Raw genomic sequence first — 23,026 nt, forward strand, 5'->3', positions numbered from 1 at the left:
AGGGACGCCCCCCGTGACCACGTCCACGACCCACGCCCCGCCCGGGCGCGCCCGGGCCACGGACGCCGTCTGGCTGCCGACCGGCGCGGCCCCGGTCGCCGTCGGGGGCTATGTCCTGTCCGGGGGTCTGTTCTACTACGGGACAGCCGGGCCCGCCGCGTACGGACCGGGCTCCGAGCCGGCCGTAATCGACCCCACCCTGCCCATCCGCCGGGTCTGGCTGGACCAGGAAACCCCAGCCGACCGGGCCCGCCCCCGCTACGGCGACCTCACCCCCGGCGCCCGTGCCGCCTACCTGGAGTGGCTGGCGGCCGGGCGGACCGGCCCGGCCCCGGTCGCGCACCTGTGGCTGTTCCTGGCCGGGCTGGAACGTCGGGTGCTGCACGACCTGGGCGGCGGGCCCGAAGGTCTGGCCGACTACGTCGCCATCGCCGCCGAGGTCGCCCGCCTCCGACGGCAACACCGGCGCGCCGACGCGTTCGACGCCCAGGCGGCCGAGTTCACGGCGCTGCTCGCCGGCGTCATCGCGCTGGGAGACCCGGATCTGACGCCGCCCGACCCGCAGCCCGGTCACGCGTCCCCGCGGCTCGTCGCGGGCATCGGCCGTTATCTGGCCGCGGGACAGGCCGTCCCCTCCCGGTGGGCGTACGCGTGGCACGCCGCGTGCGCGCCGACCGTCCTGGACGAGGCTGACTTCGCCGACCGGTTCGCACGGAGTCAGCCCGACGGTCTGAGGCTGCCCACCCCGCCGCAGCCGCTGGTGTTCACCTACCGTCCGGTCAGCGCCGGCTTCGGCGAACGCACCGTCACACTGCGGACCCCGGTCCCGGACGTCCGTTCGCTGGACGCCGCGCTCGCGACGCCGTTCGGCGGCGACCTGTCGCCACGCGCGGCCGCGGCCGGTGCGCTGCTGCCGCTGATCGTGCTGGCAGGCGCCGACGACGAGCTGTTGGAGGTCGTCTGCCGGCACCTGTACGACGTGCACCACCTGACCGGGGCCGAACGCGTGACGGTGGACGCCTCGGTGCGGCGCCTGGGCGCCCAGGCCCCGGATCTCGGTGTGGTCCGGGACCGGTTCAGCGCCCTGCCGGTCGCGGATCAGGACGAGGTGGCCCGGCTGCTCATCGCCACCGCCAGCGTGGACGCCATCGTCGAGCCTGACCACGCGCAGCTGCTCGCGGCGGCCTTTGACGTGCTCGGGCCGGGCGAGCCCGACCTGTGGCGACGGCTACGGGCGTTGGAGGTGGTCGCGGTCGTCACCGAGGACGACCGGGTCGACACCACCGCGACGGTCCTGGACGAGGCGATGGTGGCCGAGGCGCTGGGGAGGGCCCCGACCACGGCGGCGACGGTGTCGGAGCTGCTCGCGCCCGAGGGATGACGGGCTATCGGACCTGGAACGAGTTCACGACGGCGTTGAAGTACGGCACATTCGCCTTCCAGGTCCGCTCAGGGGTCAGCCAGAAGATCGAATGCCAGCTCCGTGGGCCGGTGACGATGCCCCGGTGGACGACGTGCAGCCGGGCGGCCTTGGTGTAGTTGAACTCCCAGTCCGCCGCCGGGCCGACGCGGTAGTCAACGGGTCGGATGGCGATCCGGTTGTACTGGCCGTAGCGGCCCCGGCGTTGCCGTTCCTGTTCCCGCAGCTCGGCGACCGGGTCTGACACGGCGCTGCGCATGTTCCCGATGCCGAGCAGCCGGTACTGGCCGGAGTTCTCCCGGAAGAAGAGCATCTGCCCGTCCCGCTGGACCCGCCAGCCAGCCGGCACGCCCACGGTGTACCCGTCGCCCTGGTACAGGCGCCAGCCGTTGGGAAGCTTCGCGGCGGTCGGGCCCGACGAGGGGGTGACGACCGGGGTCGGGGCAGCCGAGGGCGGGGCAGTCGGTGGAACGCCGCCCGGGGCGCCGGTGTCAGCCGGAGTGCCGCTCGGCGCCGTGGATGGCAGCCCACCGTTGGCGGCGGCCACCGGTCCAGCCGGTCGGTCTCCCGGCATGGCCATCGCCACGGTGGCCGCGACAGCGACCGCCGTGGCCGCGCCGCCGGCGAGCCACGCCGGCCGCTGCCGCAGGATGTCGAACGAGCCCCGCAACGAAGCGACGACCCGAGCGCGTCGACCCACCCGCGCGGGCGTGACGGCGGTCCCGGCCGCCAGGGCCGCCGGCGCGGCGACCGCCCGGTCCGGAACCGTGCGCCGCGGTGACGTCGAGGAAGCCGGGGGCGGCGTGCGACCGCCCTTGCCGGTCCGACTGCCGTCGGACCCCTGCTTCGGCGCCTGAGGCGCCGTGGCGGGTCCGGCGTTCGGACGACCGCCGGCGTCGAGGACCGTGGTCGCGTCGACGCTCTCGACAGCGCCCCCGGGTAGCGCCGCGGTGGCGCCGGCCGCCGACACCTGGTCCGCGACGGGCGACTCGGCGCGGCCCGGGATGACCGGCGCCCCGCCGGCACGCGGGGTCGGCGCCGAGGTGACGCCGTTGGCGAGCTGTCCGGTGGTCCGGTTGCGCTCGGGCTGGCCGCGGCGGGCGCCCGGCAGCAGGCTCAGGCTGGGACGGGCCCGCCGGCCGATCGCGCGCCGCAGGAGCCGCTCGGCCTCCTCGGCGTCGATCCGTTGCGCCGGGTCCTTGCGGAGCAGGCCGTTGAGCAGCGGCTTGAGCGGGCCGGCCCGGCGGGCCGGCGCGGGGGGCTCGGTGGCCAGCGCCGCGAGCGTGGCGATCGCCGACGGACGGGCGTACGGCGGCTGCCCCTCGACGGCGGCGTAGAGCGTGGCGCCCAGCGACCACAGGTCGGCGGCGGGGCCGGCGGTGCCGTCGTGGGCGCGCTCCGGCGCGATGTACGCCGGCGAGCCGAGGACCAGGCCGGTGCGGGTGACGACCGGATCGCCCGGGACGGTCGCGAGGCCGAAGTCGGTGAGGACGACGCGGCCGTCGTGGCCGAGCAGCACGTTGCCGGGTTTGACGTCCCGGTGCACGACGCCGGCACGGTGGGCGGCCCGGAGCGCGGCGAGCATTCCCGCGCCGATCTCGGCGGCCTGGTCGGTAGACATCGGACCGTCCTGGGCGATGACCTCCTGGAGGGACCGGGACGCGACATGCTCCATCACGATCCACGGATCGCCGTCGGTGCGGAGAATGTCGAAGATCCGAACCACGTTGGGGTGGTTGAATCTGGCGATGGCGCGGGCCTCGCGCAGCGTCCGTTCGCGCATCTCCTGACGCTCGTCCGGGGTCAGGCCACCAGGCGGAATGAGCTCCTTGATCGCGACGTCGCGGTGCAGGAGCTCATCGCGGGCCATCCAGACTCTGCCCATGCCGCCTTGACCGAGCGGCTCGACGAGGCGGTACCGATCGGCGATCAACTGGGACTGCGCAGGGGACATCACGATGACCGTACCCGCCCGCGGCGTTTCCGGCTTCCCCGGGCGTCCATGATCCACCTTGTCGTGGGCCGTATTCTTGTCGACATGGCAATGCCCGTCCCTCATGCGCCAGCGACAGCGGCCGCACAGCCCTCGATCATCGTCGGCGGCAATCCGACCACGGTCGAGCTTGCTGCTGTGGTCACCATCATGACCAGGCGATGCCAGCCTACGCTAGAACAAACCATAAAGGACGAATCGGGCTGGCGCACCCTCGCCCGGCCAGGCGCCCGGTCAGCCGGGTTGCCGGCCCGACACGGCGCTCACGCCTGGCGGCGGTCTTCCTACCCACAGTGAACGCCACCGCTGACAGAGCCGGTCTGTCGGCAACGGCCGCCCCGAAGAAACACCCGTCCGGGGGTGACTCGGCAGTGGGCGCGGCCCCGCCCGCGGCCGATCCCCGGGGCAGCCCGGCGCGCGCTGCCACCAGGTAACTTACCGGCGTGACCAACTCCTCCCCCGTTCTCGTTCTCGCCTCCGCCAGCCCGGCCCGGCATCGTCTGCTCGCCGAGGCGGGAATCGACGTCGAGGTCATCGTCAGCGGAGTCGACGAATCGACCGTCCCCGACACCGACCCGGTCAGCGTCTCCGGCGAGCTGGCCCGGCTGAAAGCCGCCGCCGTCACCGACCGGCTACGCGCCGAGGGCCGCGCCGACGGCCCCGGGCGCACCCTGGTGCTCGGTTGCGACTCGGTCCTCGACTTCGACGGCGCGATCCTCGGCAAGCCACGCGACGCCGCCGAGGCGACCGAGCGGTGGCGTCGGATGCGCGGCCGGTCCGGCGTCCTGCACACCGGGCACAGCCTCGTCGACCTCGCCAGCGGCCGGGTCGTCACCGAGGTCGCCGGCACCACCGTCTTCTTCGCCGACGTCACCGACGCCGAGATCGACGCCTACGTGGCCACCGGAGAGCCCCTGCACGTGGCGGGATCGTTCACCATCGACGGCCTGGCCAGCCCCTTCATCGAACGGATTGACGGGGACCACGGCACCGTCGTCGGACTGTCGATGCCGTTGCTGCGGAAGATGCTGGCTGAGCTGGGGACGCCGGTGACCGCGCTGTGGCGTCAGGCAGGCCGATAGACTCGCCCGGCTGATCCATCTGGGGAGGGAGCCTGACGTGCGCAAGGTCCTGATCGCCAACCGCGGCGAGATCGCCGTCCGGGTCGTACGCGCCTGTCGCGACGCCCGCCTGGCCAGCGTCGCCGTGTACGCCGACAGCGACCGCGACGCCCTACACGTCACGCTCGCCGACGAGGCGTACGCGCTCGGCGGCGACACCGCCGCCGCCACCTACCTGGTGATCGACAAGCTGCTGGACGTGGCGAAGCGAGCCGGCGCCGACGGCGTCCACCCCGGATACGGGTTCCTCTCCGAGAACGCCGACTTCGCGCAGGCCGTCATCGACGCCGGGCTGGTGTGGATCGGCCCCACCCCGCAGGCGATCCGGGACCTGGGTGACAAGGTCACCGCCCGGCACATCGCCCAGCGCGCCGGCGCCCCGCTGGTGCCCGGCACCCCGGACCCGGTGGCCGGACCCGACGAGGTGGTGGCGTTCGCCCACGAGCACGGGCTGCCAGTGGCGATCAAGGCGGCGTTCGGCGGCGGCGGCCGGGGCCTCAAGGTAGCCCGCACGATGGAGGAGATCCCCGAGCTGTTCGCCTCGGCGACCCGCGAGGCGGTCGCCGCGTTCGGCCGCGGCGAGTGCTTCGTCGAGCGGTACCTGGACCAGCCCCGGCATGTCGAGGCGCAGGTCCTGGCCGACCAGCACGGCAACGTCATCGTCGCCGGCACCCGCGACTGCTCGTTGCAGCGTCGGCACCAGAAGCTCGTCGAGGAAGCTCCGGCGCCGTTCCTTACCGACCAGCAGCGGGCGGCCATCCACGAGTCGGCGAAGGCGATCTGCCGGGAGGCCGGCTACCACGGGGCCGGCACCGTCGAGTACCTCGTCGGCAAGGACGGGACGATCTCGTTCCTGGAGGTCAACACCCGGCTCCAGGTGGAGCACCCGGTCACCGAGGAGACTTCCGGCATCGACCTGGTGCGGGAGCAGTTCCGGATCGCGGCTGGCGAGCCGCTGCGGCACACCGAGGACCCGACCCCGCGCGGGCACTCGATCGAGTTCCGGATCAACGGCGAGGACCCCGGACGCGGCTTCCTGCCCGCGCCGGGAACGGTGACCGCGCTACGCCTGCCCGAAGGTCCGGGCGTGCGGGTCGACACCGGCATCGGCGCCGGCGCGGTGATCGGCGGCAACTTCGACTCGCTGCTGGCCAAGGTCATCATCACCGGCGAGACGCGCGCCGAGGCGCTGGAGCGGGCGCGCCGGGCGCTGGACGAAATGGTGATCGAGGGGATGGCCACGGCGCTGCCGTTCCACCGGCTCATCGTGCGCGATGAGGCGTTCACCGCCGGGCCGTTCCGGGTGCACACCCGCTGGATCGAGACCGAATGGGACAACACCGTCCCGCCGTTCGTCGGCGCCGCCGACGTCGCCGTGGCGGACGGGCCACGCGAGAGCGTCGTTGTCGAGGTCGACGGCAAGCGGCTCGCGGTGAGCCTGCCGGCCGGCTTCGGCGCGGCCAGCGGGCCTGCGGCCCGGCCGTCGGCGCCCAAACGCCGGGCGGCCGGGAGGAAGGCCGCCAGCGGCGCCGGGGGCGACGACCTGACCTCGCCGATGCAGGGCACCATTGTCAAGATCGCTGTCGCGGACGGCGACGAGGTCGCCGTCGGCGACCTCGTCGTGGTGCTGGAGGCGATGAAGATGGAGCAGCCCATCAACGCCCACAAGGCAGGCACGGTCAGCGGACTGTCCGCGGCGGTCGGGGACACCGTCACCGCCGGCGCCGTCATCGCCAGCATCCGCTGACTCCGTGACGCAGACGTACGGTGGCGACCAGAGGTTGGCAGGCGGCGACCGGGCGGCCCAACCATGCCCCTGCGGCCTCGGCGAGCCGTACGGCCGGTGCTGCGGGCGCTACCACACCGGCGAGGACGCGCCGACTGCCGAGGCGCTGATGCGGTCGCGCTACAGCGCGTTCGCCGTCGGCGACGTCGCCTACCTCCGACGCACCTGGCACCCGCGGACCCGTCCGCGAAACCTGGATCTGGACCCCGGACAGCGCTGGTCCGGCCTGGAGATCGTCGGTGGCGCCGGCGGCGGGCTCTTCGACACCGACGCGACGGTGGAGTTCCGGGCGCGCTACCGCGACGACGCCGGTCGGGGCGAACTGCGGGAGAACAGCCGCTTCGTCAGGCTCGACGGTCAGTGGCGCTATCTGGACGGCACGGGACACTGACCACCGGGCCCGGCGCCGGCCAGGACCCCCGCGGCGGCATCCCGAACCCGTTCAGGCTGACCGCCACGCCGCGAACGGCGATGATCGGGAGATGCGGTTCCTCAACGATCTCGCCCCCGCCCACGACCTGACCTACAGCGACGTCTTCATGACGCCCAGCCGTTCAGCCGTGTCGTCACGGCTCGACGTCGACCTGCGCTCCGACGACGGCGCCGGCACCACCATCCCGATCGTCGTCGCCAATATGACCTCGGTGTCCGGCCGCCGGATGGCCGAGACCGTCGCCCGACGCGGCGCGGTGGCGGTGCTCCCCCAGGACATCCCCATCGACGTCGTCACCGAGGTCGTCGGCTGGGTGAAGCGTCGGCACCTGGTGCACGACACCCCGATCACGCTGACCCGTACCGAGACGGTCGGCACCGCCGCCCATCTGCTCACCAAGCGCGCCCACCGGGCGGTGATCGTGGTCGACGACAAGCATCGGCCGGTGGGCGTGGTGACCGAGGCCGACTGCCAGGGCGTCGACCGGTTCACGCAGGTCGGCCAGGTCATGTCGACGGACCTGCTCACCATCGCCGTCGACACCGATCCGGCCGGCGCGTACGCCCGGCTGGCCGACGGACGGCACCGGCTCGCGCCGGTGGTCGACGGGCTCGGCGTCCTGGTGGGCATCCTCACCCGCGCCGGCGCGCTGCGGGCCACCCTGTACCAGCCGGCCACCGACGACCGCGGACGGCTACGGATCGCCGCCGCGATGGGCATCAACGGCGACGTGGCCAACCGGGCCGCCGCGCTGCTGTCGGCCGGCGTCGACACTCTTGTCATCGACACCGCCCACGGTCACCAGGAGCGGATGCTCACCGTGCTGGAGCAGGTCCGGGCGTTGGGCCCGGCGGCGCCGGTGGTGGCGGGCAACGTGGTGACGGCCGGGGGCGTCCGGGACCTGGTGGCCGCCGGCGCCGACATCGTCAAAGTGGGGGTTGGTCCGGGGGCGATGTGCACCACCCGGATGATGACCGGGGTGGGCCGGCCGCAGTTCTCCACGGTGCTGGAGTGCGCGGCGGCGGCCCGGGCGCTGGGGGCGCACGTGTGGGCCGACGGCGGGGTGCGGCACCCACGCGACGTGGCGTTGGCGCTGGCCGCCGGGGCGTCCAATGTCATGGTGGGCTCCTGGTTCGCCGGCACCTACGAATCCCCCGGCGACATCTACACCGACGCCGACGGTCGGCGGTACAAGGAGAGCTTCGGGATGGCCTCCGCCCGCGCGGTGAGCGCCCGGACCGCCGAGGACAGCCTGTACGAGCGGGCCCGTAAGGCGGTCTTCGAGGAGGGCATCTCCAGCGCCCGGATGCACCTGGACCCGCAGCGACCCGGGGTCGAGGACCTGCTGGACGTCATCGTCGCCGGGCTGCGCAGCGCCTGCGCGTACGCGGGCGCGTCGACGCTGGCCGAGCTGCGCGAACGTGCGGTGATCGGGGTGCAGAGCGCCGCCGGCTACGCCGAGGGCAAACCGCTTCCGGCCGGCTGGTGACCGGCGGGGCGCCCGCGCCGACCGTCGGGGCGATCAGTCGACGACGTGCCGCATGAGCTGCCGCGCCGCCTCGGTGATCGAGCCGGACATCGACGGGTAGATCGTGATCGTGTGGGCCAGCTGGTTGACCGTGAGACCGTTCTCCACCGCCATGGTGATCGGCAGGATCAGCTCACTGGCCCGCGGCGCGACGACCACCCCGCCGATGATCTGGCCGGTCGCCGGGCGACAGAACAGCTTGACGAAGCCATCCGCCACATCCGACATCTTGGCCCGCGGGTTGCCGTCCAGACCCAGCATGACGGCCCGCGCCGGCACCTTCCCGGACTCCACGTCGTTCTGCGAGACCCCCACGGTGGCCAGCTCCGGGTCGGTGAAGACATTCGAGGCGACGGTGCGCAGCCGCAGCGGCTGGACCGCCTCGCCGAGCGCATGCCACATGGCGATCCGGCCCTGCATCGCGGCGACGCTGGCCAGCGGCAACACCCCGGTGCAGTCGCCGGCGGCGTAGATGCCCGGGACGTTCGTCCGGGACACCCGGTCGACGGTGACGTAACCCCAGTCGTTGACCTCGACCCCGTACTCGGGCAGGCCCAGGCCGGTGGTGTTGGGGATCGATCCCACCGCCATGAGCGCATGTGAGGCGGTGACGACGCGACCGTCGGCCAGGCTCACCTCCACGCCGTCGCCGGTGTGGCGCACCGCGTCGGCGCGGGAGTTGTTGAGGATCGTCATCCCGCGGTCGCGGAAGACCTTCTCGATCGCCATCGCCGCGTCGGCGTCCTCGTGCGGCATCACCCGGTCCCTGCTGGAGACCAGGGTGACCGGCACGCCTATGGCCAGGTAGGCGCTGGCGAACTCAGCTCCGGTGACCCCGGAACCGACGACGACGAGGTGCTCGGGCAACTGCTCCAGGTCGTACACCTGACGCCAGTTGAGGATGCGCTCGCCGTCCGGCGCCGCGCTGGCCAGCACCCGCGGAGTGGCGCCGGTGGCGACCAGGACCGTCGTGGCGTCCAGGTCGTACGAGGCGCCTTCGGCCGGGGCGACCCGGACCCGGTGGGTGTGGCCCAGGGTGTCCTCGCCGAGCCTGGCCGTGCCGGCGACCATCTGCACCCCGGCCTTCACCAGTTTGGTGTGGATGTCCCGGGACTGGGCCTGGGCCAGGCTGCGCACCCGGGCGTTGACGATCCCCGCGTCCACGGTCAGGGCCTGCTGACCGCCGGAGAACACGCCCATCGACTCGGTGTTGCGGTGCGCGGTGACCACCTCGGAGCTGGCGATGAACGTCTTGGACGGCACGCAGTCCGACAACACGCAGGCGCCGCCGGCGCCGGACGCCTCGACCACCGTCACCTCGGCGCCGAGCTGCGTGGCCACCAACGCGGCCTCGTAGCCGGCCGGGCCTCCACCGATGATGACGATCCGGCTCACGGCGCCCCCTTGGAGATCAACAACGCGCCCCGGCGAGCACGCTCTGCACAGCTCATCACGCGCGACACGCGACCGCCGCATTCTCCCCTACTTCTCCCAGGGCCACGAATCGAGCTATGGTCATCGCTGTGCGTCTCTACGCCGCGTACGGCTCAAACCTGGACCCGGCCCGCATGCGGGCCTACTGCCCGCACTCCCCCATGGTTGGGGTCGGGTGGTTGGAAGGGTGGCGGCTGACCTTCGCCGGGGAGGAATCCCTGGGTTGGGAGGGCGCGGTCACCACGGTGGTCGAGTCGCCCGGCGACCGGGTCTTCGTCGCCCTGTATGACGTCCACCAGTGGGACGCCGCCCAGCTCGACGAGATCGAGGGCGTCGGCGCCGGCACCTACCGCAAACTCACCGTCCGGGTGGCGACGCTGGAAGGTGAGTCACCAGCGTGGATCTACGTCTTCGAGGGCTACGAAGGCGGCCTGCCGACGGCCTGGTACCTGTCGGAGATCGCCAACGCGGCGGAGAAGGCGGGCGCCCCGGACGACTACGTTGCCGCGCTCCGGGCCCGCCCGACCAGCACCTCACACCCCTGACGGCTCAGCCCGCGGCCGACACCGTCCGCTCGTAGATGTCCGCCTCATAGGAGGCGGACATGCCGACCGAGGTGTACAGGTCGTACGCCCGGGTCGGGTTGGTGAGGTCGACGCCGAGGCCGGCCCAGGCGCGTCCCTTCGCCGCGTAGATGGCGAAGGCGTGCCGCAACAGCGCCCGGCCCACCCCGCGGCCCCGGTGCTCGCGCAGCACGGCGAGGTTACGCACCCAACCCTCCGATCGGGCGTCCCCGTCCGACGGGCCCGGCCCGGCGTTCGTGGTCTTGTCGGACGCCGACTGGACGATGCCGACCGCGACACCGTCCACCTCGGCCACGAGCCATTCGTCCCACTCGGGGGCGGCGATCACGGCCAGCCGTTCCCGCCACCGCTGGTAGGTCTGCGGCAGGTAGTCGGGGGTGTCCTGAAAGGCGGCGTCGAGGATCGTGAAGAACGTCCGCAGGTCAGCGTCGTCGACGCTGCGCAGCGGGCGGATGAGCACCCCCGGCGGCGGATCGGGGAGCCGGGCGTCGGCCGCCGTCAACGGCCGGGCCATCCGGGCGTACCGCTTGACGAAGGCGAAGCCCGCCGACCGCAGAAGCGCGATGTAGCGCAGCTCGGTCGGAATGGCGCCGGCGCGGACCCGCACCTGCTCACGCCCGGCGGCGGCGGCCCGCTCGACCACCCGGCCCAGCAGCAGGTCCAGCAGCGGCGGCTGGGCGGGCACGCCGTGTTCCGGATGGACGTACACCTCGACGTTCTCGCGGTCGGCGCCGTGCGGGTTCTCCAGGTACGCCCAGGCGACGACCTCCCCGGCCGGGTCGACGGCGAGCCAGGAATCGGCGGCGGGATCGAAATTCGGCGCCCGGAGCACCTCCTCGACCTCGTCCGCCCCGAAGTCCGGGTAGCCGACCGAGGCGATGTCGCTGGCGTGCACGACCGCCAGGATCGCCGCGATGTCGTCGAGGGTGGGTCGGCGGGTGGTCCAGCCATCGGGGAGCGTCACGACAGCAATTCGAACCGATCCGCCGGCCGCTGTCACCGGGTTTTCCGGATCGCGGGCCACGGACCGGCTCAGGCGACCTGTCGCGTCGCCGCAGCCTCGCAGCGTCGCCACGCGGCGTGGAGCAGATCGACCAGCTCACCCCGCTCGGCCGGGGTGAGGCCGGCCATCGCCCGGCCGACCATGCTGTCGGCGACCTGGTCGGACCAGACCCGCCGACGGACCAGGGGGGCGCCCGGCGGGTAGGGCCCGGCCCAGCCCAGCGCGGCGGCGCCCCGTTCGCCGTCGGGGCCGCCGAGGATCGACTCGACCGGGCTGAGCCCGGCGGCCCGTACCGCGATGAGATGGGCGCCGAGCCGGAGTTCGCGCAACAGGTGCAGCAGCACCGCGGCCCGGGCCCCCGGCGTGACGTCCGGGCTGGGCATGGACCGCCAGGCGACGAACAACGGCAGCCCGGCGCCGTCGGCGTTGCGGACGACCGGCGCGGCCAGGTCGATGAGCCGACGCACCCGGACGAACCCGTCGAGGTGCTCGGTGCCCCACCGGCAGCACTCGGCGATGCTCTGCGCGGCGATCTCCACCGGCGGCCGGACCCGGCGCGCGGCGTCCCAGGCATCCCGGACCAGGTCCGGGGCGAAGAAGCCGAGCGCCGCGGCGACCGTGTCGGCGGACGCCTCGCCGAGCACCCCGCCCCGGCTGGCCACATGGAACGACCAACCCGACAGCCCCCAGCGGCGGGCTCTACGGACGGTCATCGGGCAGTCGATGTAGGCGCTGCCGAGCCACTGCGTCGGTATCCGGCTCGCGGCAGCCGCGTGTTCGGGGGTCACCCGCCGATTGTGCCTGCGATCGACGTCGCTCACTGCCCCCGCCGTGGAGGAACCCCACCGGAACCAGGGGCGTCCCACCGCCAACAGCACGCGCCCCCGGGCGCGACGGGGAAAACGGAGGACCCGATGACCAGTTCCAGCCGTTTCGCCACAGCGCGGGCGCTGGCCGTGACCGTGGCGGCGTCGCTCGTCGCCGGTTGCGGCGCCGACGACGCCTCGTCCCGGTCGGCGCCGGCGCCGGCCGTCCACCAGGACGCCGAGAACGCCTACCAGGACACGGCCGGGCTACGCCAGGCCGAGGGCCAGGGTCGGCCCGCAACGCCGGCGCCGGTGGCCGCGGACCGTCGACAGGTCATCCACACCGGTTCGCTGACCGTCCGGGTGGACCGGTCGGCGCGGGTCGACGAGGCGGCGGCGAAAGCGATCAGCATCGCCCGCGCCGCTGGCGGATACGTCGGCGGCGACCAACGCGCCCACGACGGCGACCAGTCACGGGCCACGGTGGAGCTGCGGATCCCGGCCTCCCGGTTCGGCGCCGTCGTCGACGAGCTGGCCAAGGTGGGCGACCGCGAGGAAGGGCGGGAGCTGAGCGCCGACGACGTCACCGAACAGGTGGTCGACCTCGACGTCCGGATCGCCAGCCAGCAGGCCAGCGTCACCCGCACCCGGGCGCTGCTCGCCCGCGCCAGCTCCATCACCGAGCTGGTGTCGGTGGAGGGCGAGCTTGCGGAGCGGGAGAAGGAGCTGGCCTCGCTCCAGGCGCGCCAACGGAGCCTCGCCGACGCGGTCGCGATGTCGACGCTGCGTCTGGCCATCCTCGGCCCGGACGTCGCCGCCGACGGGCCGACGACCGGCTTCGTGGCCGGGCTGAAGGCCGGCTGGGGCGCGTTCACCAGCTCGTTGCAGGTGGCCGTGACCGTGCTCGGCGCCCTGCTGCCGTGGCTGGTCCTGATCGGCGTGCCGATGGCCGGGCTCCTCGTCGCCCTGCGGCGTCGCCGTCCGGCAGCCCGCGTGGACCCCAGCGGGCCGACGACCTGACCAACCGCCCGCCGGTCAGGTCGCCCGGCGCGGTCACATGCCGTCGAGCGCGGCGACGGCCGTCTGGGCCATCACCCGGACGCCGCAGCCGATCGCGCGTTCGTCCACGTCGAAGCCACCCTGGTGGATGTCGAGGGCGCCCTCGCTGCCGGCGGTCGCCGTGCCGAGTCGGATCATGGCGCCGGGCACCTGCTCCAGGTAGAAGGAGAAGTCCTCGCCCCCCATGCTGATCTCGGCCTCCACGACGTGGTCGGCGCCGATGGCCGCCCCGGCGGCGGCGGCGATGACCGCGTTCGCCCGACGATCGTTGATCACCGGTGGCACGCCGCGGGTGTAGGCCACCTCGGCGTCCGCGCCGGTGCCGGCGACCGCCGCGCGGACCAGCTCCTCGATGAGGTCCGGGGCGCCGCGCCAGGCGTCCCGGCTCAGCACCCGCAGGGTGCCCTTGACCATGCCCGACCCGGGGATGGCGTTGAACGCCTCACCGGCGTGCACGGTGCCCCAGACCATCGACAGGCCGGCCCGTGGGTCCACCCGGCGGCCCAACAGCGCCGGAACGTCTACAATCACCCGGCCCAGGGCCTGGACGAGGTCGGCGGTGACGTGCGGCCGGGCGGTGTGCCCGCCCTTGCCGGTCAGTCGCACCTCGACAGTGTCAGCCGCCGCGGTGAACGGCCCGGAGCGCACCCCGACCGTCCCGACGGTCAGCTGCGGCGCGCAGTGCAGGGCGTAGACCGCGCCGACGTCAATGAGGCCGCCGGCGCCGATGACCTCCGGCGCTCCCGACGGCACCGACTCCTCGGCGGGTTGGAAGAGCATCCGCACCCGGCCGGGCAGCTCTCCCCGGCTGGCCGCTTCGGCCAACGCCTTGGCTACCCCGAGCATGACGGTGGTGTGCACGTCATGCCCGCAGGCGTGGGCGACGTTGGCGACCGTCGACCGGTACGCGACGTCCTTGATGTCCTGGAGCGGGAGCGCGTCCATGTCGGCGCGCAGCGCCACCACCCGGTCCCCGTCGCCGATGTCGCAGATGACGCCGTTGCCCTTGGGTAGCAGGCGCGGCGTGAGCCCGGCTACGGCCAGCTCCCGCGCTACCAACGCGGCCGTCTCGAACTCCTGGTGCGACAGCTCGGGGTGGGCGTGGATATGGCGGCGTACCGCCACCAGCTCGTCGCTGCGGGCGGCGAGCCAACCGTCCAGCCAGGTCAGGGCCGGCCCGGCGGTCAGGGCGGTGGCGGCATCGTGCCGGGGTGAGGCGTGCGCGTTGGCGGTCGGCACGGGGCGACGCGCGTCGGCGTCATGGTCGGGTCGGGTCAGCGCGGTTGTCACGGTGGCGTCTCGATCTCGTCTGGTCGTGGTCGACGGCCCGGCCCCGCGCGGTCGCGGACTGGCCGGACGCGACGTCGGCGGCGGGTCGTCGCCTGGGTCGGGCCCGGGGGCCGCGGTGCCCGGTGTCCGTGCCACCGCAGCCGCCCTTCTCCCAACATCACGGCGCCGTCGGCTCGCTCACGGCAGCGCCACTTTCGCAACCTACCCAGTTCGTGGAAGTTTGCACCTTGGTTTGTCGGGGGACGACCCAGGTTAACGCAGGTCAGGGGCGTGACTTTGGACGGCGCGCGCCGGAACCGCTAGAACGAGTCAGCCGGTTGGTACAGACCCCAGACCTGCCGCAGCGCGTGGCACACCTCGCCGACGGTGGCGCGGGCCCGCAGGGCGTCCTTCATCGGGCGCAGGACGTTGTCCGTGCCCTCCGCCGCCGTACGCAGCGCGACCAGGGCCGCCGCCACAGCGGCGTTGTCGCGACCGGCGCGCAGCCGGGCCAGCCGGGCGCACTGCTGTGCCTCGATGGCCGGGTCCACCCGCAGCGGCTCGTACGGCTCCTCGGTCTCGACGGTGAACCGGTTGACGCCGACCACGACCCGCTCCCCGGAGTCGATCTCCTGCGAGATGCGGTACGCCGACGACTCGATCTCCCGCTTCTGAAAGCCCGCCTCGATCGCGCCGACCGACGAGCCGTGGTCGGCGACCCGCGCCATCAGGGCCACCGCCGCCGTCTCGATCTCCGCGGTCATCGCCTCCATGACGTACGAGCCGGCGAACGGGTCGACGGTCGCAGTCAGGTCGGTCTCGTAGGCGAGCACCTGCTGGGTGCGCAGAGCCAGTCTGGCCGCCTTCTCGGTCGGCAGGGCGATGGCCTCGTCGAAGCTATTGGTGTGCAGCGACTGGGTGCCGCCAAGGACCGCGCCAAGGCCCTGGACCGCCACCCGGACCAGGTTCACCTCGGGCTGCTGGGCGGTCAGCTGCACGCCGGCGGTCTGGGTGTGGAAACGCAGCATCCACGACTTGGGGTTGGTGGCGCCGAACTCCTCCCGCATGAGCCGGGCCCAGATCCGGCGGGCGGCCCGGAACTTGGCGACCTCCTCCAGCAGCGTCGTGCGGGCGACGAAGAAGAACGACAGCCGTGGGGCGAAGTCGTCCACGTCCAGGCCGGCGGCGATCGCGGCGCGGACGTACTCGACGCCGTTGGCGAGCGTGAAAGCGATCTCCTGCGTAGGCGACGCCCCGGCCTCGGCCATGTGGTAGCCGGAGATCGAGATCGTGTTCCAGCGCGGGATCTCCGCGTGGCAGTAGGCGAAGGTGTCGGCGACCAGGCGCAGCGACGGCTTCGGCGGGAAGATGTACGTGCCGCGGGCGATGTACTCCTTGAGGATGTCGTTCTGGATGGTGCCCGACAGCTGGTCGCCGGCGACGCCGTTCTCCTCGGCGACCAGCTGGTAGAGCAGCAGCAGCACCGAGCCCGGCGCGTTGATCGTCATCGAGGTGGAGACCTTGTCCAGCGGGATGCCGTCGAACAGGGTCCGCATGTCCTCGATCGAGTCGATCGCCACGCCGACCTTGCCGACCTCGCCGGAGGCGATCGCCTCGTCGGAGTCGTACCCCATCTGGGTGGGCAGGTCGAAGGCCACCGACAGGCCCATCGTGCCGGCGGCGAGCAGCTGGCGGTATCGGGCGTTGGACTCGGCGGCGGTCCCGAACCCGGCATACTGCCGCATCGTCCACGGCCGGGACGTGTACATGGTCGGGTAGACCCCCCGGGCGAACGGGTAACTTCCCGGCGCCCCGAGCCGCTCCGGCAGGCCTTCGGGCAGGTCACCGGGCCCGTACACCGGCTTGATCTGGAAACCCGACTCGCTGGCCCGTCCGCTCATGCCGCCGATCGTAGAGGCCACGTCGGGGACGACGCGCCGGCGGCGCCGCGACCGCGTCGCCGCGGGGCGTCACCCGTACGGAGGGAAAGCGGTTGGACACGACGAGTGCGTACGGCATCACTGTTCGGGGCCAACCGGTCCGCTCCCTTTGCGAGCGAACCGTCGAGCCACGAAGATGGTTCCGTGCGGCGCAAGCCTCTCGATATGCATACCCGTAGATCCCTCGACGTTCTCGTGACTCGGCGGCGTTTCCTTTGACTCAGATTTCGACCTGGAGCGGCCCGACCGCCCCCGGCACGACCATTGGCGGTCGGTACACGGTCCGCACGGTGGTCGGCCATGGCGGCATGGGCACGGTCTGGCAGGCCACCGACACCGTCCTCAACCGGGACGTCGCGGTCAAAGAGGTGGTCCCGCCGCCGACGATGGCGCTCAGCGACCGGCATGCGATGTACGAGCGGACGCTGCGCGAGGCGCGGGCCGCAGCGTGCCTGTCCCACCCGTCGGTGGTGCAGGTGTACGACGTGGTCACCGAGCACGGCCGGCCGTGGATCGTCATGGAGCTGTTGGAGGCCCGTAGCCTGGCCGACCACATCGTCGACGACGGGCCGCTCGCCCCCCGTGCGGTGGCCAAGATCGGAATCGCGCTGCTGGGCGCGCTTGAGGTCGCGCACGCCGCCGGCATCCTGCACCGCGACGTCAAGCCGGCCAACGTGCTCATCGCCGTCGACGGCCGCTGCGTGCTCACCGACTTCGGCGTCGCCCACCTGCACGACGCCGCCCAGCTCACCACCCCGGGCATGGTGCTCGGATCGCCGCACTTCATCTCGCCGGAACGGGCCATCGGGCACGCGTTCGGCCCGCCCAGCGACCTGTTCTCGCTCGGAGTCACCCTGTACACCGCCGTCGAGGGCCGGCCGCCGTTCGACCGCGGCGACCCGATCGAGACCATGCACGCCGTCGTCGAGGACGCGCCGGCCCGGGCGCTACGGGCCGGTCCGCTCGCCGAGGTCCTCATGGCGCTGCTGGAGAAGGACCCGTACCGTCGACTGGACACGGTCACCGCCCGGTCGATGCTGCGTGAGCTGCTCGCCGGGCCGTTGGCCAGCGTCGCGCCCGGCCACGTCGTCACCGACCCGTACGCGATCGTGCCCGCCCAGCGGGTCACCGCCGTGCCGAGGCCGACCGCGGCCGCGCCGGGTCCCACCGGCCAGATCGGCGGGCGGGCGATGCTGGCGCCCGGGGAGTCACTGACCGACCGGCTCGCCAGGTTGCGGGCCGGTCAGGAGAGCGCCGAGGCGGCGGCGGCGGGCCGACATCGGCCCACCGCCCCCGTCGACGTCCGTGCCGCTACGGACGACCTGGCAGCCACTGGCGCCCCGACCGCCGCTCAGGCCACGGTCGGCGACCGCCGCGGCCCGCTGCCGCCGTCGCCGTGGTCGGCCGGGTCCGCCGCCACCACGCCGCTGCCCGCGGTCGTCCGCCCCCCGACGCTCGGTCCTGCCGACGATTCGCCGACCGCGGCGCTGGGTTCACGATCCACGGCGGACGGCTCGCCACCAGCGCACGGCACGCCGCCGGCTGGCGGCGCCGCGTCGGCGGCCGGCGCCGGGTCGCGCGCCATGGCGCTACGCGGGGCGCTCCGCGGCCGGGCGACGCGTGCGCAGGCCACCGTCGCCGCCTGGCCCCGACAGACCAGGATCGCCGCCGGCGCCGGCCTGGCCGCGCTGGCGTTCCTGGGCGCCGTGGTGGCCGCGAACAGCGGCGACGACAACTACCTGCCGGCCCGGGCGCTGGCGCCGGCGGAGCCGGCCGCCGACTTCCCCACCCAGCGGCACAGCGCCCGCGGCGTCAGCGTGAACGTGCCGCGCGGGTGGCAGCGGGCCAGCGCCGGCAGCTGGGTCGACTTCGCCGACCCGGCCGACGGCCAGCGCAAGGTCAGGATTCTGGTCGAGCCGGCGAGCGCCGAACCCCTCCGGTTCATCCGGATCGCCGAGTCCGGCCTTCGCCGCGCCGACACCTGTGCCCAGCCCTACCAGCAGGTCGGGTTGCGTCGCGTCGAGCTGGACGGGCGCCCGGCCGCTGAGCTGGAGTACACCTGCGGCGCTGGCGACGGTATGCGGCACGGCGTCTGGCGGGCGGTGGTGGCCGAGGGACGCGCGTACTCGTTCTACCTCACCGCGGACGAGAGCCGGTTCACCGAGAGCCGATCCATTTTCGACGAGATGGTCCGCTCCTTCCGGCTGGCCGCTTGACCTGGCCGCTGGACGTGCTAGTAACAGCGGATGGCCTCTGGCGATCTGCGCACCGACGTCCTGCGGTGGATCGACGACGACCCCGACCCGGTGGACCGGGCGGAGCTGCGCCGGCTCCTCGATGACTGGCCGCGTTCGACGCCAGAGCTGACGGAGCGGTTCGCCGCCCCGTTGGCGTTCGGGACCGCCGGGCTGCGTGGGGTGCTGCGGGCCGGCCCGAACGGCATGAACCTCGCCGTGGTCACCGCGGCCGCCTCGGGCCTGGTCCGCTGGCTGGCCGAACGGGACGCCGTCGGGCCCCTGGTGATCGGGTACGACGCGCGCCGCGGCTCGCGGGCGTTCGCCGAGCGAACCGCGGCGGTCGCCACCGGCGCCGGCCGGCCGGCGATGGTCCTGCCCCGCCCGCTGCCGACCCCGGTGCTGGCGTACGCGGTGCGGTCGCTGGGCGCGGCGGCAGGCGTCATGGTGACCGCCAGCCACAACCCGGCGGCCGACAACGGCTACAAGGTGTACCTGGGGCCGCTGGGCGGGCGGTGGGGCGTCGGCGCGCAGATCGCCTCCCCGGTGGACGCGGAGATCAGCGCGGCGATCGCGACGGTCGGGCCGTTGGCCCGGGTGCCGCTGGGCGGCCCGGGCGAGACGCTGGGCGACGAGGTGGTGGCGTCCTATCTGGCCGCCGCGGCCGCTCTGCTGAGCCCAGGCCCCCGCTCCCTTCGGACGGTCTACACCCCACTGCACGGCGTGGGGCGGGAGGTGTTCGACGCGGCGTTCGCGAGGGCGGGGTTCGACCCGCCGACAGTGGTGGCCAGTCAGGCCCGGCCGGATCCGACTTTTCCCACCGTCGCGTTCCCGAACCCGGAGGAGCCGGGAGCGATGGACCGGCTGCTGGATCTGGCCCGGGAGACCGACGCGGACCTGGCGGTCGCGAACGACCCGGACGCGGACCGGTGCGCGGTGGCCGTCCCCGACGGCGGTCGGTGGCGGACGCTGCACGGTGACGAGCTGGGCGTGCTGCTCGCCGACCATCTCATGCGAAGCGGCGCCCGGGGCGTCTACGCGACCACGATCGTGTCGTCGTCGATGCTGGCGGCGTTGTGCGCCAGCCGGGGCGAGGCGCACGCCGCGACGCTGACCGGGTTCAAGTGGATCGTGCGGGCGGGCGACCTGGCTTTCGGTTACGAGGAGGCGCTCGGCTACTGCGTCGCGCCGGGTGTGGTCAGGGACAAGGACGGGATCACGGCGGCGCTGCTGGTGGCGGAGCTGGCCGCGCGGTTGCGCGCCGACGGCCAGAGCGTGGCCGGGCGGCTGGACGCCCTGGCCGTGGAGTGCGGGGCGCACGTCACCGACCAGCTGGCGGCGCGCCTGCCGTCCCCGGCGGCCATCGCGGCGGCCATGGCCGCGCTGCGGGCGGCGCCGCCGAGAGCGCTCGCCGGGGCGCCGGTGACCGCGGTGGAGGATCTGCTCCCCGGGGCGGACGTGCTCATCGTGCGGGCCGCGGGCCGCCGGGTGGTGTTCCGGCCTTCGGGCACCGAGCCCAAACTCAAGGCGTACCTGGAGGCAGTCGAGCCGGTGGCCGCCGGCGACGTGGCCGGGGCGCGGGCCCGCGCCGGGGAGGCGCTCGCCACGATGCGCGCCGAGTTCGCCGGCCGCCTTGGCGGCGCCTGAGTCGGTCAGGCGGACCGGCCGGACGAGGGTCAGCGAGTGGGCACGACGGTCTGCTCGGCGAGGTAGGGCAGGAGGGCATGGGCCCCGGCCGCCTGCGTCACGGCCCGTTGCCGGTCCGCCCCGGCGCCCTGGGACCGCGCCCTGGCCACGCCGACCGTCACCATGCCCAGGTCTCCGTGCCGACGCAACTCCGGGGTGACCAGGGCGACCAGCCGGCCCAGCACCCGCTGCGTCGGCGCGAAGGCGCCGGTGGCCGGATCGAAGGTGTGGCCGCGCAGTCCGTCCCGCGCCGACCGCCAGTGCGCGGCGCTGAGGACATGGTGCGGGACCGGATCAGCCATGACGCCCGCCCGTGCCAGCCGCAGCCCCGTCGCGGCCAGGGCCCGGACCAGCGCGGCCGCGAGGACGGTGTCGGCGGCGGTGAGCCCGACGTCTCCCACCCGCACCTCGACGGTGGGCACGTGCGCGGACAGCCGGGCGTGCCAGTAGAGCATCCCGTAGTCCATGAGCGCCCCGCTGTCGATGAGTCGGGCGACGGTGGCATCGTAGTCGGCGGCGGAACGCAGGTGGGGCGGGCTTTCCACGGACGGCCACTGCCCCCAGACCATGGCGCGCCAGCTGGCGTATCCGGTGTCGTTGCCGCCGAAGTAGGGCGAGTTGGTCCCCAGGGCGCCCAGCACCGGCAACCACGGCCGCATGTGGTTGATCACCTGGACGCCGAGGTCACGATCGTCGATGCCGACATGGATGTGGGTGCCGCAGACCCCGGGACCAGGGGCGAGGGCGCCCACCTCGGTCACCATGCGTCGGAAGCGGGGGGTGTCGAACACCCGGGGGGTCTGGTCGAACGCCAGCGGAGGTGCGCCCACCGCGACGAGGGCCGCCCCGACGGTGGCCGCGGCGGTCGCCACTGTGCGCCGCAGCGCCGACAGCTCCTCGCCCAGGTCGGCGAGGTCCAGGACCGGCTGGCTGGCGATCTCGATCTGGGTGGTCAGGAACTCGTGCTGGACCGGCGGCCGACCGGCATCGGCGACGGCGGCCATCACCCGCTCCGCGACCTGGGCCGGCTGCGCCGCCGCCAGGTCGTAGAGGAGAAACTCCTCCTCGACCCCTACGGTGACCAGGTCCACCGGACGGCGCCCTCGCGATGCGCCTGCCGCCACGGTGGGTCGGGTCGGCGGGTCCGTCAGCCCTGCCAGCGTCTCGGTCATCGGGGCCCTTCCACGCAGCGACGTCGTCGCTACCGGGGGTACCCGCTCCGGCGGGAGACCAATCCGGCCAACGCTCAGGCGGCAGCGCGGCCCAGCGCGGTGTCGATCGCCCGGCACAACGACCCGATGACGAGGGCCACCGACGGCCGGACCACCGAGTTCTCCATGCCCGCCCCGCTGGCGAAGCCGGCCCGCTCGGCGATCTCCTCCAACCGTCGGTGGGCGGCGACGGTTTCCGCGCTGGCGAGTCTCAGCGCCGGCTCCATCCGGGTGGCCGCGACGAGAGCGGCGAGCGCCGCCGTCCGCTCGGCCGGGGCGTCGTCGGCGGTGAGGGCGGCGGCCAGCCGGGACCGAACCTCCTGCTCGACGACCCCGCCGTCGGCCAGCGGGTACCGGTGCAGCGGAATGTGCTCCAACGCCTTCTCGTCGACGTCGCGGATGATGCCGCGGGCGCACAGGTCCGCCAGCACCTTGTCGCGCAGGCCGTGGCGCAGCCGCTGCACCCAGGCGCCGGCGCTCTGCGGGGTGTCCCGGGCCAGCACGGCCAGGACGCCGTCGGCGATCGGCTCGCCGGTCGGGGTGGGGTCAGGGACGGTGAGCAGGGTTCCGTCGAGGGCGACGCGGCCCGCCAGGGCCAGTTCGACCAGGACGGCGGCGGCCATCCCGAGGTCGAGGCCGATCCGGGAGCCGGTCGCTTTGCCGGTCTCGTCGTCATATGCCAGTAACAGCAGCTCTTCGGCCAGGGCAACGGAGGTCATGGCCCGACACGGTACGCGGTGGCGCAGGCAGCCGCATCTCCCCGCGAGTGGGTTCAGCGGGGGCCGAACTGGCGGTCGCCGGCGTCGCCCAGCCCGGGGACGATGAACGCGTGCTCGTTGAGGCGTTCGTCGATCGAAGCGGTGATCAGCCGCAGCGGGAGACCGGAGCGGGCCAGCCGCTCCACGCCCTCCGGGGCGGCGAGCACGCACAGGACGGTGATGTCCGAGCAGCCCCGTTCGACCAGCAGCCGGCAGCAGTGCGCCAGCGAGCCGCCGGTGGCCAGCATCGGGTCGAGCACGATCGCGGGCAGGCCGGTGAGGTCCTCGGGCAGGGACTCCAGGTAGGCGCGGGGTTGGTGGGTCTGCTCGTCGCGGGCCAGCCCGACGAACCCCATCAGCGAGCCGGGCAGCAGCGCCAGGGCGGCGTCGGCCATGCCGAGGCCGGCGCGCAGCACCGGCACCAGCAGCGGCGGCCGGGCCAGCCGGACGCCGACCGTCGGGGCGACCGGAGTCTGAATCGGATGATTCTCGAACGGAAACGTCCGGGCCGCCTCGTACAGAAGCATGGTGGACAACTCGTTGAGGGCGGCCCGGAAGGTCGCCGGCGGCGTGTCGACGTCACGCATGACGGTGAGCCGGGCCTGAGCCAGCGGATTGTCAACCACCAGAACATCCACCCCACCAACCTACCGCCCCACCCGCCCGCCCCCCGCCCCCCGCGTGATCATGACTGCTGCGGATGAATTGGGGTGAGGTTCACGCGCAGCAGTCATGGTCAACGCCGATCCAGCGGTGGGGGC

At 73.6% G+C, this 23,026-nt stretch carries 18 protein-coding genes; 9 read left to right on the forward strand and 9 right to left on the reverse strand.

Features of this window, described 5'->3' with window-relative positions:
* Positions 1-13: 13 nt before the first annotated feature.
* The gene (locus ABD287_RS11540; RefSeq protein WP_344172096.1) at positions 14-1,381 is read left to right on the forward strand and encodes a TerB N-terminal domain-containing protein; all 1,368 of its coding nucleotides are present in this window, start codon (positions 14-16) and stop codon (positions 1,379-1,381) included.
* A gap of 4 nt (positions 1,382-1,385) precedes the next feature.
* Here the strand turns inward: ABD287_RS11540 and ABD287_RS11545 are convergent, their stop codons facing one another.
* Positions 1,386-3,374: a serine/threonine-protein kinase gene (locus ABD287_RS11545; protein WP_344172098.1), complete on the reverse strand. Its 1,989-nt coding sequence runs from the start codon at positions 3,372-3,374 to the stop codon at positions 1,386-1,388.
* Between the two features lie 482 nt (positions 3,375-3,856).
* On the opposite strand from ABD287_RS11545, the gene ABD287_RS11550 reads away from it, so the two are divergent.
* The 4 genes from ABD287_RS11550 to ABD287_RS11565 all read left to right on the forward strand — a co-directional run bounded on the left by ABD287_RS11550 (position 3,857) and on the right by ABD287_RS11565 (position 8,242).
* Positions 3,857-4,495, forward strand: coding sequence for a Maf family protein (locus ABD287_RS11550; protein WP_344172100.1), 639 nt, complete (start codon positions 3,857-3,859; stop codon positions 4,493-4,495).
* A 37-nt stretch (positions 4,496-4,532) separates the two neighbouring features.
* Entirely contained in the window at positions 4,533-6,281 is a 1,749-nt protein-coding gene (locus tag ABD287_RS11555) for an acetyl/propionyl/methylcrotonyl-CoA carboxylase subunit alpha (protein ID WP_344172102.1), read from the forward strand.
* 4 nt (positions 6,282-6,285) lie between these two features.
* On the forward strand, positions 6,286-6,711 hold the full coding sequence (locus ABD287_RS11560) for a YchJ family protein (protein WP_344172104.1): 426 nt from the start codon (positions 6,286-6,288) through the stop codon (positions 6,709-6,711).
* A gap of 91 nt (positions 6,712-6,802) precedes the next feature.
* The gene (locus tag ABD287_RS11565) at positions 6,803-8,242 is read left to right on the forward strand and encodes a GuaB1 family IMP dehydrogenase-related protein (RefSeq protein ID WP_344172106.1); all 1,440 of its coding nucleotides are present in this window, start codon (positions 6,803-6,805) and stop codon (positions 8,240-8,242) included.
* Positions 8,243-8,275: 33 nt separating this feature from the next.
* Here ABD287_RS11565 and ABD287_RS11570 read toward each other — a convergent pair whose 3' ends face one another.
* Positions 8,276-9,676, reverse strand: a complete 1,401-nt coding sequence (locus ABD287_RS11570; protein WP_344172108.1) for an NAD(P)H-quinone dehydrogenase — start codon at positions 9,674-9,676, stop codon at positions 8,276-8,278.
* Between the two features lie 128 nt (positions 9,677-9,804).
* On the opposite strand from ABD287_RS11570, the gene ABD287_RS11575 reads away from it, so the two are divergent.
* Positions 9,805-10,260 (forward strand): gamma-glutamylcyclotransferase, encoded by a 456-nt coding sequence (locus ABD287_RS11575; protein ID WP_344172110.1) that lies wholly within the window; start codon positions 9,805-9,807, stop codon positions 10,258-10,260.
* A 4-nt stretch (positions 10,261-10,264) separates the two neighbouring features.
* On the opposite strand, the gene ABD287_RS11580 is transcribed toward ABD287_RS11575, so the two are convergent.
* Together ABD287_RS11580 and ABD287_RS11585 are read right to left on the reverse strand one after the other, a co-directional pair.
* On the reverse strand, positions 10,265-11,263 hold the full coding sequence (locus tag ABD287_RS11580; RefSeq protein WP_344172112.1) for a GNAT family N-acetyltransferase: 999 nt from the start codon (positions 11,261-11,263) through the stop codon (positions 10,265-10,267).
* A gap of 68 nt (positions 11,264-11,331) precedes the next feature.
* Positions 11,332-12,090 (reverse strand): SCO6745 family protein, encoded by a 759-nt coding sequence (locus ABD287_RS11585; protein ID WP_344172114.1) that lies wholly within the window; start codon positions 12,088-12,090, stop codon positions 11,332-11,334.
* A gap of 126 nt (positions 12,091-12,216) precedes the next feature.
* Between ABD287_RS11585 and ABD287_RS11590 the strand changes: the two genes are divergently transcribed.
* On the forward strand, positions 12,217-13,128 hold the full coding sequence (locus ABD287_RS11590; protein WP_344172116.1) for a DUF4349 domain-containing protein: 912 nt from the start codon (positions 12,217-12,219) through the stop codon (positions 13,126-13,128).
* Between the two features lie 33 nt (positions 13,129-13,161).
* Here the strand turns inward: ABD287_RS11590 and ABD287_RS11595 are convergent, their stop codons facing one another.
* Positions 13,162-14,355 (reverse strand): amidohydrolase, encoded by a 1,194-nt coding sequence (locus ABD287_RS11595; protein ID WP_344172207.1) that lies wholly within the window; start codon positions 14,353-14,355, stop codon positions 13,162-13,164.
* A gap of 401 nt (positions 14,356-14,756) precedes the next feature.
* Positions 14,757-16,337, reverse strand: coding sequence for an acyl-CoA mutase large subunit family protein (locus ABD287_RS11600; RefSeq protein WP_344172118.1), 1,581 nt, complete (start codon positions 16,335-16,337; stop codon positions 14,757-14,759).
* Positions 16,338-16,591: 254 nt separating this feature from the next.
* On the opposite strand from ABD287_RS11600, the gene ABD287_RS11605 reads away from it, so the two are divergent.
* Positions 16,592-18,592, forward strand: coding sequence for a protein kinase domain-containing protein (locus ABD287_RS11605; protein ID WP_344172120.1), 2,001 nt, complete (start codon positions 16,592-16,594; stop codon positions 18,590-18,592).
* A gap of 30 nt (positions 18,593-18,622) precedes the next feature.
* Positions 18,623-20,257 (forward strand): phospho-sugar mutase, encoded by a 1,635-nt coding sequence (locus ABD287_RS11610; protein ID WP_344172122.1) that lies wholly within the window; start codon positions 18,623-18,625, stop codon positions 20,255-20,257.
* A gap of 29 nt (positions 20,258-20,286) precedes the next feature.
* On the opposite strand, the gene ABD287_RS11615 is transcribed toward ABD287_RS11610, so the two are convergent.
* The 3 genes from ABD287_RS11615 to upp form a co-directional block, all read right to left on the reverse strand.
* A complete protein-coding gene (locus ABD287_RS11615) occupies positions 20,287-21,468 on the reverse strand; it encodes a carboxylate-amine ligase (RefSeq protein ID WP_344172124.1) in 1,182 nt (393 codons plus the stop codon).
* 74 nt (positions 21,469-21,542) lie between these two features.
* Entirely contained in the window at positions 21,543-22,226 is a 684-nt protein-coding gene (locus tag ABD287_RS11620) for a GOLPH3/VPS74 family protein (RefSeq protein ID WP_344172126.1), read from the reverse strand.
* 53 nt (positions 22,227-22,279) lie between these two features.
* The gene (gene upp / locus ABD287_RS11625; RefSeq protein WP_344172128.1) at positions 22,280-22,903 is read right to left on the reverse strand and encodes a uracil phosphoribosyltransferase; all 624 of its coding nucleotides are present in this window, start codon (positions 22,901-22,903) and stop codon (positions 22,280-22,282) included.
* Between the last annotated feature and the right edge of the window lie 123 nt (positions 22,904-23,026).

It is taken from the genome of Pilimelia columellifera subsp. columellifera, from assembly GCF_039532605.1.
Lineage (GTDB): Bacteria > Actinomycetota > Actinomycetes > Mycobacteriales > Micromonosporaceae > Pilimelia > Pilimelia columellifera.

Bases quoted from the DNA above. Each gene is read 5' to 3' on its own strand.
- ABD287_RS11545 (WP_344172098.1), bottom strand. From the start codon at position 3,374: ATGTCCCCTGCGCAGTCCCAGTTGATCGCCGATCGGTACCGCCTCGTC.
- ABD287_RS11565 (WP_344172106.1), top strand. From the start codon at position 6,803: ATGCGGTTCCTCAACGATCTCGCCCCCGCCCACGACCTGACCTACAGC.
- ABD287_RS11590 (WP_344172116.1), top strand. From the start codon at position 12,217: ATGACCAGTTCCAGCCGTTTCGCCACAGCGCGGGCGCTGGCCGTGACC.
- ABD287_RS11600 (WP_344172118.1), bottom strand. From the start codon at position 16,337: ATGAGCGGACGGGCCAGCGAGTCGGGTTTCCAGATCAAGCCGGTGTAC.
- ABD287_RS11610 (WP_344172122.1), top strand. From the start codon at position 18,623: ATGGCCTCTGGCGATCTGCGCACCGACGTCCTGCGGTGGATCGACGAC.
- ABD287_RS11615 (WP_344172124.1), bottom strand. From the start codon at position 21,468: ATGACCGAGACGCTGGCAGGGCTGACGGACCCGCCGACCCGACCCACC.
- ABD287_RS11620 (WP_344172126.1), bottom strand. From the start codon at position 22,226: ATGACCTCCGTTGCCCTGGCCGAAGAGCTGCTGTTACTGGCATATGAC.